The sequence below is a fragment of the Salegentibacter maritimus genome (genome assembly GCF_016236975.1).
Classification (GTDB): Bacteria; Bacteroidota; Bacteroidia; order Flavobacteriales; family Flavobacteriaceae; genus Salegentibacter; species Salegentibacter maritimus.
Genome location: NZ_JAEHNY010000004.1, coordinates 170,897 through 186,751 on the forward strand (window position 1 = coordinate 170,897; position 15,855 = coordinate 186,751).

The 15,855-nt window shown below is 34.3% G+C and carries 12 protein-coding genes; all 12 read left to right on the forward strand.

The genetic code is table 11. The annotated features are described in order from the left end of the window. Positions 1–120: 120 nt before the first annotated feature. The 12 genes from I6U50_RS05815 (at position 121) to I6U50_RS05870 (ending at position 15,734) form a co-directional block, all read left to right on the forward strand. Positions 121–1,107 (forward strand): SDR family oxidoreductase, encoded by a 987-nt coding sequence (locus I6U50_RS05815; RefSeq protein WP_198638158.1) that lies wholly within the window; start codon positions 121–123, stop codon positions 1,105–1,107. Positions 1,108–1,124: 17 nt separating this feature from the next. Beyond that, positions 1,125–2,378: an oligosaccharide flippase family protein gene (locus I6U50_RS05820; RefSeq protein WP_198638159.1), complete on the forward strand. Its 1,254-nt coding sequence runs from the start codon at positions 1,125–1,127 to the stop codon at positions 2,376–2,378. Further along, a complete protein-coding gene (locus tag I6U50_RS05825; RefSeq protein WP_198638160.1) occupies positions 2,371–3,840 on the forward strand; it encodes an asparagine synthase-related protein in 1,470 nt (489 codons plus the stop codon). Before I6U50_RS05820 ends, I6U50_RS05825 begins: the two co-directional genes overlap by 8 nt. 36 nt (positions 3,841–3,876) lie before the next feature. Next, complete coding sequence (locus I6U50_RS05830) at positions 3,877–5,139, forward strand: hypothetical protein (RefSeq protein WP_193711580.1); 1,263 nt, start codon at positions 3,877–3,879, stop codon at positions 5,137–5,139. After that, on the forward strand, positions 5,136–6,218 hold the full coding sequence (locus I6U50_RS05835) for a glycosyltransferase (protein WP_198638161.1): 1,083 nt from the start codon (positions 5,136–5,138) through the stop codon (positions 6,216–6,218). Before I6U50_RS05830 ends, I6U50_RS05835 begins: the two co-directional genes overlap by 4 nt. Continuing rightward, on the forward strand, positions 6,215–7,390 hold the full coding sequence (locus I6U50_RS05840) for a glycosyltransferase family 4 protein (protein WP_198638162.1): 1,176 nt from the start codon (positions 6,215–6,217) through the stop codon (positions 7,388–7,390). Before I6U50_RS05835 ends, I6U50_RS05840 begins: the two co-directional genes overlap by 4 nt. Continuing rightward, positions 7,387–7,959, forward strand: a complete 573-nt coding sequence (locus I6U50_RS05845; RefSeq protein ID WP_198627706.1) for an acyltransferase — start codon at positions 7,387–7,389, stop codon at positions 7,957–7,959. Before I6U50_RS05840 ends, I6U50_RS05845 begins: the two co-directional genes overlap by 4 nt. A gap of 25 nt (positions 7,960–7,984) precedes the next feature. After that, positions 7,985–9,166: a glycosyltransferase family 4 protein gene (locus I6U50_RS05850; RefSeq protein WP_198638163.1), complete on the forward strand. Its 1,182-nt coding sequence runs from the start codon at positions 7,985–7,987 to the stop codon at positions 9,164–9,166. 374 nt (positions 9,167–9,540) lie between these two features. Further along, positions 9,541–10,692 carry an MraY family glycosyltransferase gene (locus tag I6U50_RS05855; protein WP_193711575.1) on the forward strand — a complete coding sequence of 384 codons (1,152 nt, stop codon included), beginning with the start codon at positions 9,541–9,543 and terminating at the stop codon, positions 10,690–10,692. Positions 10,693–10,794: 102 nt separating this feature from the next. After that, the gene (locus I6U50_RS05860; protein WP_198627704.1) at positions 10,795–11,595 is read left to right on the forward strand and encodes a polysaccharide biosynthesis/export family protein; all 801 of its coding nucleotides are present in this window, start codon (positions 10,795–10,797) and stop codon (positions 11,593–11,595) included. A gap of 5 nt (positions 11,596–11,600) precedes the next feature. After that, the gene (locus I6U50_RS05865; protein ID WP_198638164.1) at positions 11,601–13,997 is read left to right on the forward strand and encodes a GumC family protein; all 2,397 of its coding nucleotides are present in this window, start codon (positions 11,601–11,603) and stop codon (positions 13,995–13,997) included. A 375-nt stretch (positions 13,998–14,372) separates the two neighbouring features. Further along, positions 14,373–15,734 (forward strand): capsule assembly Wzi family protein, encoded by a 1,362-nt coding sequence (locus I6U50_RS05870; protein WP_198638165.1) that lies wholly within the window; start codon positions 14,373–14,375, stop codon positions 15,732–15,734. Positions 15,735–15,855 lie beyond the last annotated feature (121 nt).

Genomic DNA, 15,855 nt, shown 5'->3' on the forward strand with positions numbered 1-15,855 from the left:
GGTAGCATTCATGATTTTAAGCGATAACAAAAAACGATTGGTATCAGTTCGAATAAAAGCATAAAATGCTGATACATTATGCTTTGTGTCGAGAACAATACCGAGAACACAAAATTATATATGAATTACACTAATTTAACAAACAAAAAAATACTGGTCACAGGTGGAGCCGGGTTCATTGGCTCCAATTTATGTGAAGAGCTCTTAAATAGAAAAGCTAAGGTAACCTGTCTCGACAACTTTGCAACAGGGCATAAGTATAATCTTGATGCAATTATGGCTCACGAAGATTTTACATTAATTGAAGGAGATATTCGTGATTTGGAAACCTGTAACAAAGCGTGCAAGGATCAGGACTATGTTTTACATGAGGCTGCTTTGGGTTCGGTGCCGCGTTCTATTAACGATCCAATTACCAGTAACGAGGTAAATATTAATGGTTTTTTAAATATGCTTGTGGCCGCTCGCGATGCAGAAGTAAAGCGTTTTGTATATGCTGCAAGTTCTTCAACTTATGGCGATTCTGAAAATCTGCCCAAGGTAGAACATATTATAGGAAAGCCTTTATCTCCCTATGCTATTACTAAATATGTAAATGAACTTTATGCCGATATTTTTAATGATGCCTATGGCTTAAACACTATTGGCTTACGCTATTTTAATGTCTTTGGCCGCAAGCAGGATCCCAACGGTGCCTATGCGGCGGTAATCCCAAAATTCGTTATTCAATTAATGAAACACGAAAGCCCTGTGATTAATGGCGATGGCACCTATTCACGCGATTTTACGTATATCGATAATGTTTTGCATATGAATATTTTAGCATTGACTACTGAAAATAGAGAGGCGGTAAATCAGGTGTATAACACGGCGGTAGGGGATCGTACTAATTTACTGGAGCTTACTGAAATGCTTAAAACGCACCTGGCAAAATATGATGAAAAAATAGCTGATATAGAAATTAAACACGGTCCTAACCGCGCCGGCGATATCCCGCATTCTTTGGCCTCTATCGAAAAAGCAAAAGAAAAATTGGGCTACGACCCGCAGTTTAAAATTGAAGCAGGAATTAAAGAAGCTGTGGACTGGTATTGGGAGAATTTGTAATTTATAAGATCGTTTAATTGAAGAATAAGTTAAAATCTTTATTGAAGAATAAAGATAATAGGACGTTGATTGAAAATTTCTTTTCTCTTTCTGCTTTACAAGTTGTTGGTCTAATTTTGCCCTTAATAACGCTTCCTTATGTTTTAAGAGTAGTTGGCTTTTCTAATTATGGAATTATTGTTTTAGCCGCATCTTTAATTGCTTATTTCCAATCTGTAACAGATTTTAGTTTTAAAATAACTGCGACTAGAGATGTAGCTATATTTAAACACAATCAAAAAAAATTAAACCTAATTTATAGTAAGGTAATAACCATAAAAGCAATATTCTTACTTCTATCTTATCTTCTTATTACGGTTATTGTGTTGGTTTATCCTCCCTTCAGGGAAGAGATGCTTGTTTTCTTTTTATCGATGCCTCTTCTTTTGGGATATGCATTATTTCCTGAATGGTTTTTTCAGGGTATTGAAAAAATGAAGTATATCACATTCCTAAACATTGGTATAAAAGTCTTCTTTACGGTATGTGTTTTTATCTTTCTAAAGCAAAAGGAAGATTATTGGATATATCCATTTTTACAAAGTGCCGGTTTTGTTGGTGCTGGTTTGGTAGGACAAATAATTTTATTGAGAAAATATAAATTAAAGTTTGTCTTTTTAAAAAAAAGACAAATTAGGAATACCATACAGGAGAATATTCCAGTATTTGTGAATCAGTTTGTACCTACGCTTTACAACAATACTACAACTTTTTTATTGGGGATTTTAACTACTACTAACCTGGTTGGTATTTACGACGCGATAAAAAGGATAATAGATTTAGCTGTTAAAGTAATAAATATATTATCGAGAGTCTTTTTTCCTCTTATCAATAGGAAAAAAAATGTTTTTGAAAACTATAGGAAACTAATATTAATATTCACTTCTATATTAAGTATAGGAATATTATTGATTCACCCTTATTTATTTTGGTATTTAAATATAGACTATCCTGATGCACTTTTGATACTTATTATTCTAGTTGTAGGAATCATAGGCTTTTCTCTTTATGATATTTTTGGGTTGAATTATTTTATAGTAAAGCGTAACGATAAATTGGTAATGAAGAATACGATTAGAGCATCCTTAATTGGACTTGTTTTGGTATTTCCGCTAATTAGCTTCTTTGGAATTATTGGAGCAGCTATAAACTTAAGCTTTTCGAGATTGATTATGGGAGGTGGTATGTGGTTTAAGTATTTTAAAATGAAAAAAATCTATGAACATGATTAATTTTAAATATTATAATCATCTTGGTTTTCATAACCCTTACTACATATGGGAAGACCAGAATATTAAGTTATTTGAAGATTTTGATAAGGTAATTAATAATATAGGGGAAGAGAAGTATATAGATTTTACAGCTATAGCTCAGGTTCTAAGTAACGGTTATATTTTGGGTGACCGAACTATAATTGAGGGAGTTAGAAAGTCTCCCTGGATGGCAAGGCCAAAGGAAGATTTTAAATCCTGGTCTTATTATAGTGTTCCAAATCATTTTGAAAAAGAGTTCTCTAGGGAAGAAATTGTGGACACCTTTTTTGGTCTACTCAAAGAGGAAATGGAAAACTATTTGCACGATGGGAAAAATATAGGAATTCTGCTAACCGGAGGGATGGACAGTAGGATTGTGGCTTGTGTGCTTAAGAGTCTTATAGATAGTAATATTATAGATAAAGATGTTGAAGTTACTGGTATTACCTGGGGGATGCCGGGCAGTAGAGATGTTGTGTATGCTTCTGAGATAACACAGATGTTTGGCTGGAAATGGGAACATTTGACGGTAGATACTGTACAATTGAATAATAACATCGCTATAACGGCAAGTATGGGGTGTGAGTTCTCTCCACTTCACTTACATGCTATGGAGAAAGTGCCCAATTTTAAACATCTCGATTGTATTTTAGCAGGTAGTTTTGGTGATAGTATTGGAAGAGGAGAGTATTCAGGAGTGAAGGTTAATGCTTTGGGAAAATATACTGAAGACACTAAGAACTTTTTTGGTTTGCTTAGAAGTGATTTTAAAAACTTTGTAAAAGAAAACAATATAGCAGATATTCAAAACTATCATAGCCTGTTTCCTCAAGATAGGCCGTATCAACAAACAGAGCAAGATTATCAGCTACACTATATGCGACGCATGTTAAATTCTTGTATGTCTTTAATAGATAGAGAAATTCCTTTATACCAAATGTTTACGGCTCCCAGGGTTTTCGGTTTTATCTGGTCTTTAAACCCTCATTTAAGAGATGACTTAATTTATAAGAGGATTTTAGAGAAATATGAGCCTAAATTATTGAAGATTCCCTGGGCTAGAACTGGATTAGTTTATCCCGATAAGGAAGGAGAACCAGATGGCCTTTCTAAAAGTCATCATAACTACGGAGAATTATTTAGAAAAGAACTTTTACCATCTTTGAAAGATCAAATTCTTTCAAATGAGATTTCTCAACTGGGAATATTTGATATGAAGTTGCTTTCCAAATTAGTGAAGTTGTGTTTCAAAAAACCTATAAAGGGAAGTCATACCTACGAAGAAAAACTTATTTGGATTGCCAGTCTCGCTCAATTTATAAAGACTAATAAAGTAAAATCGAATTATAGCGTTAAACCATTTAAAGCAAGTTTAAAGAACTACTCTAATGGTGTAATTGAGTATAATGCTAAGTACTATAAAAGAAAATTTAACCTCTAACTTCTGGTATAGCTTTAGTTAGCTCCTTTTATTTATATGGATTTAGTAATTAGTCTATCCAAATTATTCCTGGGAATTTCTTTTTTCTATAGTGTACTTTCAGTATTCCAGCTTATAAGAAAAAATCATCTTTCTGGATATTTAATAGTACTACCAATAATATATTTATTTTATGTTATTCCATTGTTTACCGATTGGTTATTTAATTTACAATTTGATAGTTACTGGTATATCAAACAAGCTTTACAGGATAGTTCAACCCAAGTAATTTACAATTTCTATATAGGGGCTTTTGTTTTGGTTTTTACCTTTTTAGCAAGGTATAAACGTAGTTTTGGAGAAGACAATTATTTCTTATCTGGATTTTCCTTGATAAGGATTTACAATAAATATAAACTAATAATATGGCTGATAATTGTTAGCCCGCTTTTAGCGGTTTTCATCTCAGGTAATCCTTCTTATTATTTAACCTACTCTATTTTTAAGTCGGATATGGAAGCGCCACCACTCCATATTTTGGTTACTAAATTTTGTTTTTTAGGTGTACTTTTTTCAGCATTAGTGATTTCGGTTTTGGGCTTAAAGGAGAAAGAAAAGCTTACAGGTTCCAATTTACCTTTACGTGTACTTTTGTACTTTTTTACATTTAGTGCTATATGGATCCATGGGAAAAGAAGTATTGTGGCTATTTTCTTCGCTGCACTATTTATCATGTTTTTCATTACCAAGCTATATAATGGAAAAAGAATTTTAAAACGTTTAGTTCTGTTTGTTTTCTTTTTTATAGGCTTTAACTCCTTTTATGGTAAAAATATCTCCAATGATTTTAGCGAGACATACAAGCGATTACGAATGGATTATAGTAGGGATTATAGTGTTAAGTTTTCAATATATAATGACCTAATTATTGAGAGAAATATATTGCCCAACCAATTTGATTCTTACATTTTTAATGTTTTACAATTTGTGCCTAGAAGTTATTGGGAAGAAAAACCATATCCTTATGCTGTTTATTTTACTAATGCTGTTTTTGGCGATTTTGGATCTTATCACTTGTATGGTTGGGGTTTTACAACTAACATAATTGCGGAAGCAATATCTAATTTAGGAAGCTTTGGCTTTCTTATAGCTCCACTCATTATTATAATCATTTTACATTTTGAATCAAAAAGTAGAAATGCAATTTTCAAACTACTGTCCATAGTGATTGCAGTCTTATTATTTGTTTTACAACCCGCAAGTTTTGCTATAATCATAGTGTTTTATATGATTTTATTCTTAAAAAAGCAGTACCGATGAAAAAAGTTGCTTTCCTGGTAACAGGGCTCAATTCAGGTGGTTTAGAAAACTACCTACTTCGTTTCCTTACATTTTATGAAAATAAGATTGATGCTACTGTAGTCTGTAAGGGAGGTTACATAGGTATATTGAAAAAGGATTTTGAAAATCTCGGTGTGAATATTATTCCGATAGAAATCGGTTATTTTAATGCTGCAAAATTTTATGAGTTATATCAAATCTTAAAGAAGGGCGAATTTGATTCGGTATGTGACTTTACCGGTAATTTTGCTGCAATTCCACTTTATTTAGCAAAATTAGCTGGGATAAAAAATAGGCTTGCTTTCCATAGGGGGTCTAACAATAGATTTAAAGAAACTCCTATTAAAATGGTCTACAACAAGGCCATTAATAAGCAGTTACCTATCGTAGCGACTTCTGTGTTGGCAAATTCTAAAGCCGCTATGAACTTTTTCCATAATGGTATATGGAAAGACGACCCTAAATTTGAAGTGATCTACAATGGGATAAATGCCTCCCGGTTTTTAGACAGTGATGAAAACTTACGTAACGAGCTGAAAATTGACAAAGAAGCTTTTGTTGTTGGTCACGTGGGGCGTTACAATGAAGCTAAAAATCATAGAACCATTATTGAGGTAGCCATAGCACTTTGTAAGAAACATTCCAATATTTTATTTCTGCTTTGTGGTAATGGAGTAGATACGGAATTAAAAGCTAAAGTAGAGGCCGAAGGTTTAGAGGGGCAAATAAAGTTGCTGGGATATAGAAAGGATGTGGTAAAGGTGTTAAATACTTTAGATTGCTTTTATTTCCCCTCAATTAATGAAGGTCAACCTAATGCTTTAATAGAAGCGATGGTGGCTGGGCTTCCCTTTTTAGCTTCCGATATCGATCCTATAAAAGAAACAGTGCCAAAAGAGTTACACCATTTTCTTGTGTCACCTTTAGAGATTGACCTGGCCGTAGATAGATTATTGGAAATTAAGGAAGATAAACCTAACAAATTAATATTAGCAGATTGGGCAATCAGTCATTTTTCTGCAAAAAAATGGTTTGATAAATTTTATTTGAAATTATGAAAATTACAATTGTTACAGATCATCGGTTTTTTAATCATCAAAACCAGATATATGATGATTATGTTTTTGACTATAATTTTTTTAAGAACTATTTAGATGTTTTCGATGAAGTTGAAGTAGTGTGTAGAGTGCAAGAGATAAATGATCTAGATTGTAAACTAGTTAAATCTAGTGGCCCTAAAATTAATTTTATTGCTTTACCAAATGAGCATGGTATTAAATGGTTTTTAAATGTTCAGCGCTATATCAAGAAAAAGTCATCATCTATTTTTAATACAGATTGCTTCTGCTTTAGGTTACCATCAATGGCAGCCTGGGAAATATTTCGTTTAAATAGATTAAAGCGATTACCTTTTATATTTGAATCTATTGGTGATCCTGAAGACGCTATGGTTTCTTCTGAAGATTCTGTGGTAAAAAGAATACCCAGTAAGGTTTTTGGACACATCCTAAAAAACAGAAAGAGAGAGATTGTATATGGTGCAGAATCTGGAAGCTATGTAAGTATAGCTCATTTACAGAAAAAATATCCAATACAGCAGGGTAAAAGCACAGAATCTATTTCAAGCATTCGATTAGATGGCCAATATATTTTACAGGATCGAAAAATATTTGATTTTGAAAAATCAATTAAAATCATTCATATCGGTTCTTTTATACCCTTAAAAAATCAGAAGGACTTAATCCAATCTTTTAAAATTCTTTTAGAACTATACCCGCAGGCTAAACTGGATTTTATAGGGGATGGCCCAACAAGAGCTTCTTGTGAACAGTTAGTTCAAGACCTACAGCTTTCTTCAAAAGTGTCTTTCCATGGGCAGGTTACCGGTTTTAATAATATAGTGAACTTATTGGATAAGGCTCATTTTTTTGTTCTCCCTTCTTTTAATGAGGGAATGCCCAGGGCACTTATAGAAGCTATGGCAAGGGGGTTAATTTGTTTAGGTTCAGATAGAGGTGGGATTTCGGAATTATTAGAGAGCGAATATCTGTTTTCTGTTGGAGCATATAAGCAAATAGCGGATAAATTAAACGGGATCATAAGTGGCTCTTCGGCCGAGAAGCTGGAAAAAATAAGTCTAAGAAATATTAATACTGCAAAAGGTTTTGAAAATTCTATACTTCAAGCCAGGCGTAATAAATTACTAAAATCATTAAGAAATACTTTATGAGAGAGTTAAAAAATCAATTGAGGTATGTGCTTCCTTTGTGGTTTGTTTTTTTAATAACAAGTTGGTTCCCAGATAATAGGCTTACTATTAGATTTAGAGGTTTTTTGGCAAGTTTTTTTATGAAGAAATGTGGTAAGAACTTTACAATTGCTAAAGGTGTTATAATAAATAATCCACAAGGTTTAGTAATTGGTGATCATGTTTATATAGCTAAGGGCTGTTGGTTAAATGCAATGGCTGGATTAACAATTGAAGATGAGGTTATTTTCGCTCCTTACGTTGTTATTAGTACTACACAACATGTTTTTGATAATAATTCGGTGCGTTTTGGTGGGAGTATAGCAAACCCTGTTTTAATTGGAAAGGGGTCCTGGTTGGCTTCTCATGTTTCAGTTAAATGTGGTGTTGAAGTTGGTAAGGGCAATTTAATTGCTGCGAATGCATCGGTTACCAAAAGTACGCCCGATTTTAAAATACTAGGCGGTGTTCCTGCGAGGATCATTAAGGATAATGTAGATACAAAACCATCGTTCTCCTCCAGGGCGGAATTCGAAAAATCAATCAAATAATTAAGCTAGCTTAAGTTTTAGGAATATGAGGAAAAATAAAATATGCATAGTAATAGGTTCTGCTATGAATTTAAATAGTCTTTACAAAGATCAATTTAAATATTTAATGAAAAATGGTTATGAAGTTACAGGTGTAGCTCCTTCCGGAGAAGAACATAATTGGTTGCAAAAGGATGGTGTTAAAACTAAAGTGATTCACTTAAAACGACCCCCCTCTATTTTTAATGATCTATTTAGTGTATTTCAACTAAGTTATTTTTTTATTTTTAATAGATTTGATATTATAAGTGTTTCAACTCCAAAAGCGTCTTTAGTTGGTACGTTAGCAGCTAAAATCTCCTTACAAAATAATATTATTTATACTTTAAGGGGTAGAGCCTATGAGGGCGCTACAGGTTTTAAAAAGAAGTTTTATGAGTTTATTGAAAAATTTGTTTGCAATAATGCTAAAAAAGTATTCTGTATCTCACACGAATTGAGAAAAGATATTATTAAAAAGGGTATTTGTGAAGAAGACAAAATTTTCACTATAGGATCTGGATCCAGTAATGGGGTAGACTTATGTAAATTCTCCAGGGATAAAAATACTTTAGAAAAAGGAAATCAAATTAGGGCAAAATACAATATAGGGAAAGATGATTTACTCATTCTATATTCTGGAAGAATACGAAAAGATAAGGGCATTAATGAGTTAGTAGATGCTTTTAATGAATTGTGCCAAAAGCATCCAAATGTATACCTACTAATTCAAGGAAAGTATGATTATTTTGACCCACTAAGCCCAGAAGTCATAAAGATTATTAAAGAAAACCCTAGAATAATAGAAGCCGGTTGGGAAAAAGATATAGAAGGCTATTATGCAGCCTCAAATATTTTTGCCTTTCCAAGTCATAGAGAAGGATTTGGCAATGTAGCCATAGAAGCTTCAGCAATGGGGTTGCCCGTCATTGGTTTTGATGTTATTGGCTGTAGGGAAAGTATTAAAAATGAGGTTTCTGGAATATTGGTCTCAGAAATAAATGCACAAGTATTCGCAAAAAAGTTAGAAGAATTGATTCTGAATCCAAATTTAAGAAATAGATTAGGTACACAAGGAAAGGAATGGGTATATAATAGTTTTGATTCCAAAATGATTTGGAAACATCTCCTTAATATCTATGATGGTATGTTAGATAAAGAAAATTATGCTTTTAGAGCAAATAGATAGAATTCTAACAATAATTTACTTTAATATTTTAGATAACTTGTTTTTTACTTTATAATATAAGCTATAATTAAACTTTTCAATCTTATTTTTTAAAGAACGGCTTTACTAATTTTTTGATTAAAAAAAACTTCAATTTTAAATACTTTAGGAAAGAAGAGTCCAGTATTCTTTCTGAAAATTGATTTTTAATATTTACCTAAACCTTATAAAAAACAATATTGTTGAGTATGAACCCCAGCAGTATTAAGATTTAAAATATGTAAGATTCTCAAGTAAAATTGTATTCGTCTAATAATTACCCCAAACATTGTTGCGACATAATACAATTTCAGGTCTCTTACTAGATCAAAGTTACCAAACCCAACCTACTTATTATGAATATTTTAGAACAAAATGTGCTTCTGGAGCTATTTCAGAGGTATTATCTATTTTTTGCTATCGGCGTCTTTTTATTAGCCTTTGTATTAACCTGGTACTTTATACCAAAAGTACTATGGGTAAGTCGCGAAAAAGTATTAATGAAGGAAATTAATGAGCGGAGTTCCCACACCCAGGCTATTCCTCCTTTTGGTGGAGTTTCCTTCTTCCTTGTCCTCGTGCTAATTATAAGTATACTGCAGGCCTTAAGAACTTCGCCTACAGGGAATCATCTTCTTGTTGGTCTTACCTTTCTTTTTATGGCTGGTTTAAAAGATGATCTCGTAATTTCTTCTGCAAAACTCAAGTTTATTAGTCAGCTATTTGCCGCCGGGTTCATTATTTTCTCACCAGAATTACAGCTAACAAATTTACATGGATTTTTAGGAATATTTGAGATTCCGGAAATACTGGGGTACGCTCTAAAGCTGTTAATAGTAGTTGCTTTAATTAATGCTTATAACCTTATTGATGGAATAGATGGATTGGCCGGGATAGCCGGAATTGTAATATCCCTTACATACTCCTGGGTTTTTTATGCAACTGGCCATCCCTATTTTGTGTTGATAAGTCTATGTATAGCCGGTATTTTAGGCGCTTTTCTAAGATTTAATTTTTCGCCTGGCGTAAAGAAAATCTTTATGGGAGATGGTGGTAGTCTTATTATAGGCTTTATGATTGCTTTCTTAAGCCTTAAAATCTTAACAATGCAACCTTATGAGGCTGTAGTAGATGGAGGTCTTCTTCCAGAGAATAGACTGCTGTTTGCCTGTGCTGTTTTGTTTTTGCCCATTTTTGATACCCTGCGCGTAATTATTATTCGTTTAAAAAATGGAAAAACCCCCTTTGAGGCCGATCGTAACCATATGCATCACGTATTATTGGATAATGGACTAAGCCACAAGAAAGCCAGTTTTGTACTTGGAGGGCTAAACCTTTCGGTTATTATTTTTTATTTAGAGTTAAGTCGGGGATTAAAAAGTACTGGAATGAGCCTGGCAATGCTTGGTGTCTTTTTGATTGTTGCTATCGTTTTTGCGGGTCTAAAAAAGAAGGCGCAACAAAGAATTATTAAAAAGGCCGAACCGGAAGTACCAAAGGAAGAGTAGAAAATAAAGAAAAGAGATTATGCCTTTTTACTTAGGCACAGTTAGAAATCAAGACCTTATTAAGTTTTTAAACAAAAGTAACTTTCAATATAATTTTAAATAATGATAAGATTCCCCAAATTTTTTAAGTTTCCTGCTATAGTTTTATTCATACTAAGCCTTACCAGCTCCTGTGTTTCGCGAGAGGAAATAGTTTACTTTCAAGGACTGGAGAAGGCTGAAGCAGTAATGGATAAACAAAAAGAAAATAGCCTAAAGATTAAGCCCAACGATTTACTTACTATAAGTGTTTCGGCAGCCGAACAAACTGCAGCTCTACCCTTTAACCTTCCGGTAATTGGGGTGTCTCAAGGAGGTTCAGATATGGGTATGAGCGTTACTGGAAGGCAACAATTGCAAACCTACCTGGTAGAAGATAATGGCAAGATAGATTTTCCTGTATTAGGTAATATAGTTGCCGAAGGCCATAGCCAACAGGAATTGGCTGCAAAACTTAAAGAAAAAATTAGAAGATATGTTCAGGACCCTATTGTAAATGTAAGGCTGGTTAATTTTCAAATTAGTGTGTTGGGTGAAGTCAATCGCCCAGGAACCTTTGATATTCAGGATGCTTATTTCACTTTACCACAAGCCCTGGGGATGGCAGGCGACTTAAGCATTTACGGAAAAAGGGATAATGTTTTAGTAATGCGGGAAATAAATGGAGTCACTACCCATGCCTATCTAGATCTAGGTGATGCTAATGTTATTAATTCACCTTATTATTATTTACAGCAAAACGATGTGGTGTATGTAGAGCCCAACGGCCCACAACGTCAAAGCGCTAGTTATAACCGGAATGCGGGTGTGTATATTTCTATAGCTTCAGTTTTAGTTTCAGTAGCCGTACTTTTAACAAGATAAGAATTATGTCTCAACAATCTATACAAAATCGACCTCAGGAAGATCAGATTAACCTGAGGGAAGAAATTGAAAAATATTTATATTATTGGCCCTGGTTTGTGATGGGCGTAATCCTATGTTTGCTAATTGGGGTCTCATACCTTAAACTTACTACTTCTCAATATAGTACTACTGCCAGTATTATTATTAAAGACGAGAAAGGTAAAGGTCCAACTTCTGAAATGGCCGCTTTTACCGATCTAGGCCTTTTAAGTGGCATGGGAGCCAGTAGTATTGAAAATGAAATTGGTATTTTAAAGTCTAAGACTTTAATGACCCAAACCATTAAGGCATTGAATCTTAATATTAATTATTTTGAAGAAGAGAGTCTAAAGACTAAAGAACTTTATACTAAAACACCTTTTAAAGTTGTAGCGCTCCAGCTGAATGAGAAAGACCTGGTACATGCTATTAATGAAGGTTTAGGGAATACATATTATATTATCCCGAAATCTGACGAATATTTTCATTTGATTAATGTAGAGACGGGTGAAGAAATAGAAGGGAAGTTTGGAGTAACGTTAGAAATAGATTTTGCCACAATTATAGTGGAAAAAACCGGAATAAACCAGGAACAGGATGCAGGGAAAATTGCTGTTCGTTTTAGTCCGATGGAGTCTGTAATTGCAAAGTATCGAGGGGCAGTTCAGGTTAATTTAACCGATAAGAATTCAAGTTTACTACAATTGAATTTGGTAGATCCGGTAAAGGAAAAGGCACAGGATATTTTAGATCAGTTAATTTTAGAGTATAATCAGCAGGCAATTGAAGATAAAAATTTGGTGGCGAGTAATACCGCTAAGTTTATAGATGAAAGGCTAGCTATAATAAACCAGGAGCTGGATTCAGTAGAAGTAGGTAAAGAGGAATTTAAAGAGTCGAATCAGCTTACAAATATAGAGGTCGAATCGGAGCAGTTTATTGAAAATGCCAGCGATTATAAAAAGCAACAACAGGAGGTTGGAACTCAATTGGAACTTGCCAATGCCATGATAACTTATCTGGAAACGGGTACTAATTCAGATCTTCTGCCGGCAAACTTGGGGATTCAGGAAGATGGAGTAAATGATATCATTAAAGAATATAATACCTTAGTTCTTGAACGCAATAGGGTTTTAAGTGGCTCAACCGAAGAGAATCCAGTAGTCTTAAGGCTAAATTCGCAAATAAACCAAATGCGCGCCAATGTTTTACAAAGTTTGGAACGAATGCGCAATAACTTTAGGATTGCCCAGGAAGATTTAGACCGCCAAATGGCGGTTATTGGTTCGCAAATATCTTCTGTTCCTGCAAAGGAAAGACAATATCGGGGCATAGAAAGACAACAAAGTATTAAGGAAGCATTGTATCTATTCTTGCTGGAAAAACGAGAAGAGAATTCGCTTTCACTTGCGGTTACGGCCCCTAAAGCTAAAATTGTGGACAATGCCTATAGTGGAAATAAACCGGTATCACCAAAATCAAAGATTATATTATTGGCTGCTCTTATTTTAGGCTTGCTAATCCCCTTTCTCATTATTTACTTGAAGAATTTATTAAATAATAAAGTTACCGATAGAACCGATATAGAAAGTGCGACGAAAACAATACCAATTGTTGGAGAAATTCCCAGGATTTCGAGAAAGGAAAATGATTTAATAGCTGTAAACGATAGGTCGGTGCTTTCAGAGGCTTTTAGGATTATGGTTACCAATCTCCAGTATTTACTGGTGAGTGCAGGAGATAAAGATAAAGGTATAAAGTTATTTGTGACTTCTACAGTGAAAGGTGAAGGGAAAACCTTTACAGCCTTTAATCTTGCCATTACTTTTGCAAATATGGGTAAAAGGGTAATTATTGTTGGGGCCGATCTAAGAAACCCGCAATTACAGCGTTATGAGTCTAATGCCCGTCAATATTCAGGTGTTAGTGATTATTTATATAACGATAAGGTGAAGCTTCAGGATATTATAGCACAATCTAAAGCGAATGCAAAATTAGATCTTATAGCTTCTGGCAATATTCCACCAAACCCATCAGAATTGCTTAGAAGTGACCGAATGGGGTATTTATTAAAAGAATTGGAGGAAATATATGATTATATTATTGTTGATACAGCACCGGCTATGTTGGTAGCCGATACTTTTTTGATAAATAAGTATGCCGATTTAACCTTATATGTTGTAAGAGCGGGTTATACCGAAAAGAAATTGCTAGGATTTGCCGAAGATTCTAAAAATGAAGGCAAGCTGCACGATGTTAGTTTTGTACTGAATGATGTAGAGCTCGCTAATTTTGGTTACGGAAATAAGTACGGATATGCCTATGGTGAAGAGAAAAAATCTTTTTTCCGTAGGCTTAAAGATAAAGCGGCAATCTTTTGAATTGCTTTTCAATTTTAAAAACAGATTGTTTCTCCCAATGAAAACCGGGATCGCAATGACGGTTTTGTTTAGCCTAACGTCATTGCGAAAAGTCGAGAACCAATGCGGCAATCTCTTGTTGTAGAGAAAATAGTAAAGAAGGAGAAGAGTGAAGGAGAAAACAAAAGACGACTAGAACTAATCAACCCACAACCGAGAATTGAAACCGCCAACCTCCAACTGACAACCACTTCTCGATACATCCCGACTGCATCGGGACACTCGAAGGGAAATCACGTCTTTACGAGAAATCGATCGATTAGAGGGAAATTGATGACGCGACAATCTTTTCCTCTTTAACTCGAATGCTATTAACAACTCAATTAATATCTATCAATGATAAAAAAAATAGCCTTGGCAGGCTTTCTCAGCTTAATGTCCCTGGGCAGTTATGCACAATGGGATTTTTCAGGTTCAGTAAATCTTAATGCTTACCTTCATGATGGCGAATTACAACGTCTTCCATTTTGGATGTACCATAATCAGCGTGCTCGGGTTTCTGAAGAAACTAATATTTCGGGCTGGATTTCAACCAGGACATTTAGGGAGTTCAATAATGGAAATTCTCTGGAGATTGGAGCAGGGATATTATATCAGGATGGAATAAGGGATAAAATCTTTTTAGATGAGGTTTATGCAGCTTATAATAACTCCTGGCTGGAAGCTATAATAGGAAGAAAACAGAGAAAAGAGCTTTATAAAGGCCTTAGTGCCACCAACGAAAGTATACTTTGGTCTTTAAATGCAAGACCAATGCCCGGGATATCTTTGGCCACCAACCGCACAATCTTTTTTAGCCCTCAATCGGCTTTTGGCTTTGAAGCGCATTGGAGTGATTATTTGATGGGAAAAGATCGGTTTGTAAGGAATACTCTTTTACACCACAAAGGCTTTAAACTGGTATATCGCCCAAGTCCCGACTTTGAGATAAAAGCCGGAATTCGTCATTTTGCACAGTGGGCCGGCGATTCCCCTGAATCAGGAAAACAACCAGATGGATTTTCAGATTACCTTAAAGTGGTTATGGGAAGAGAAGGTGGGGAGAATGCTGTTAATGGTGATCAAATTAATGTTTTGGGTAATCATTTAGGTTCTTATGAGCTGGAAATAAGAAAAAGGCTTTCTTCTGAAATGCAATTGCAATTTATTTATAACCATATGTTTGAAGATGGAACCGGAAGCCGATTTTCAAACTTCCCCGATGGACGCTACGGACTTTTCCTTGATTTTGATGATAAGCGTCGCTTGCTTAATGGTATATTATATGAATTTTATTATACGAGAAACCAGAGTATTAATTCGGGTGCTCCCCATAACAATGATAATTATTTGAACAATTTTCTAACCTATCATTCTGGTTTTACGTATGAAAACAGAATTCTTGGAGCACCGTTTTTTACTTATGATAAAGCCTTGGATCGGGTTGTGAACAATAAGTTTAGTGCTCACCACCTGGGACTTTCAGGGAGTTTTTCTAATTATTTTGTAAGTTATCCCTGGAAGTTGTTGTTAAGCTTTTCTCATAATGAAGGAAGGCATGGCGCTTTTTTCGTGCCTAATAAAGATGTCTATTCTGGTTTGTTTGATATACGTTTATTGCAATCTTTTGTGGAGTTAAATCTGCAACTAGGGCTGGAAGTAAGCAACCTTGCAGAACCTTTATACGGCCTGGGTATAAACTTGCGAAAAGAGTTCTAAATTTTATTCTTACCGGTTTCAGCATGCAGTCTCAGTATGCATTATTCAATTTTATAAATTTTCCAACTAAAATTTAAAAAGCTCCTTCTCTTTTTAAGGAAAGGTGGCGCATCGCAGAGGT

What these genes read in the sequence shown, in the direction of transcription:
- I6U50_RS05815 (WP_198638158.1), top strand. Translation starts at nt 121, where the DNA reads ATGAATTACACTAATTTAACAAACAAAAAAATACTGGTCACAGGTGGA.
- I6U50_RS05825 (WP_198638160.1), top strand. Translation starts at nt 2,371, where the DNA reads ATGATTAATTTTAAATATTATAATCATCTTGGTTTTCATAACCCTTAC.
- I6U50_RS05830 (WP_193711580.1), top strand. Translation starts at nt 3,877, where the DNA reads ATGGATTTAGTAATTAGTCTATCCAAATTATTCCTGGGAATTTCTTTT.
- I6U50_RS05835 (WP_198638161.1), top strand. Translation starts at nt 5,136, where the DNA reads ATGAAAAAAGTTGCTTTCCTGGTAACAGGGCTCAATTCAGGTGGTTTA.
- I6U50_RS05840 (WP_198638162.1), top strand. Translation starts at nt 6,215, where the DNA reads ATGAAAATTACAATTGTTACAGATCATCGGTTTTTTAATCATCAAAAC.
- I6U50_RS05845 (WP_198627706.1), top strand. Translation starts at nt 7,387, where the DNA reads ATGAGAGAGTTAAAAAATCAATTGAGGTATGTGCTTCCTTTGTGGTTT.
- I6U50_RS05850 (WP_198638163.1), top strand. Translation starts at nt 7,985, where the DNA reads ATGAGGAAAAATAAAATATGCATAGTAATAGGTTCTGCTATGAATTTA.
- I6U50_RS05855 (WP_193711575.1), top strand. Translation starts at nt 9,541, where the DNA reads ATGAATATTTTAGAACAAAATGTGCTTCTGGAGCTATTTCAGAGGTAT.
- I6U50_RS05860 (WP_198627704.1), top strand. Translation starts at nt 10,795, where the DNA reads ATGATAAGATTCCCCAAATTTTTTAAGTTTCCTGCTATAGTTTTATTC.
- I6U50_RS05865 (WP_198638164.1), top strand. Translation starts at nt 11,601, where the DNA reads ATGTCTCAACAATCTATACAAAATCGACCTCAGGAAGATCAGATTAAC.
- I6U50_RS05870 (WP_198638165.1), top strand. Translation starts at nt 14,373, where the DNA reads ATGATAAAAAAAATAGCCTTGGCAGGCTTTCTCAGCTTAATGTCCCTG.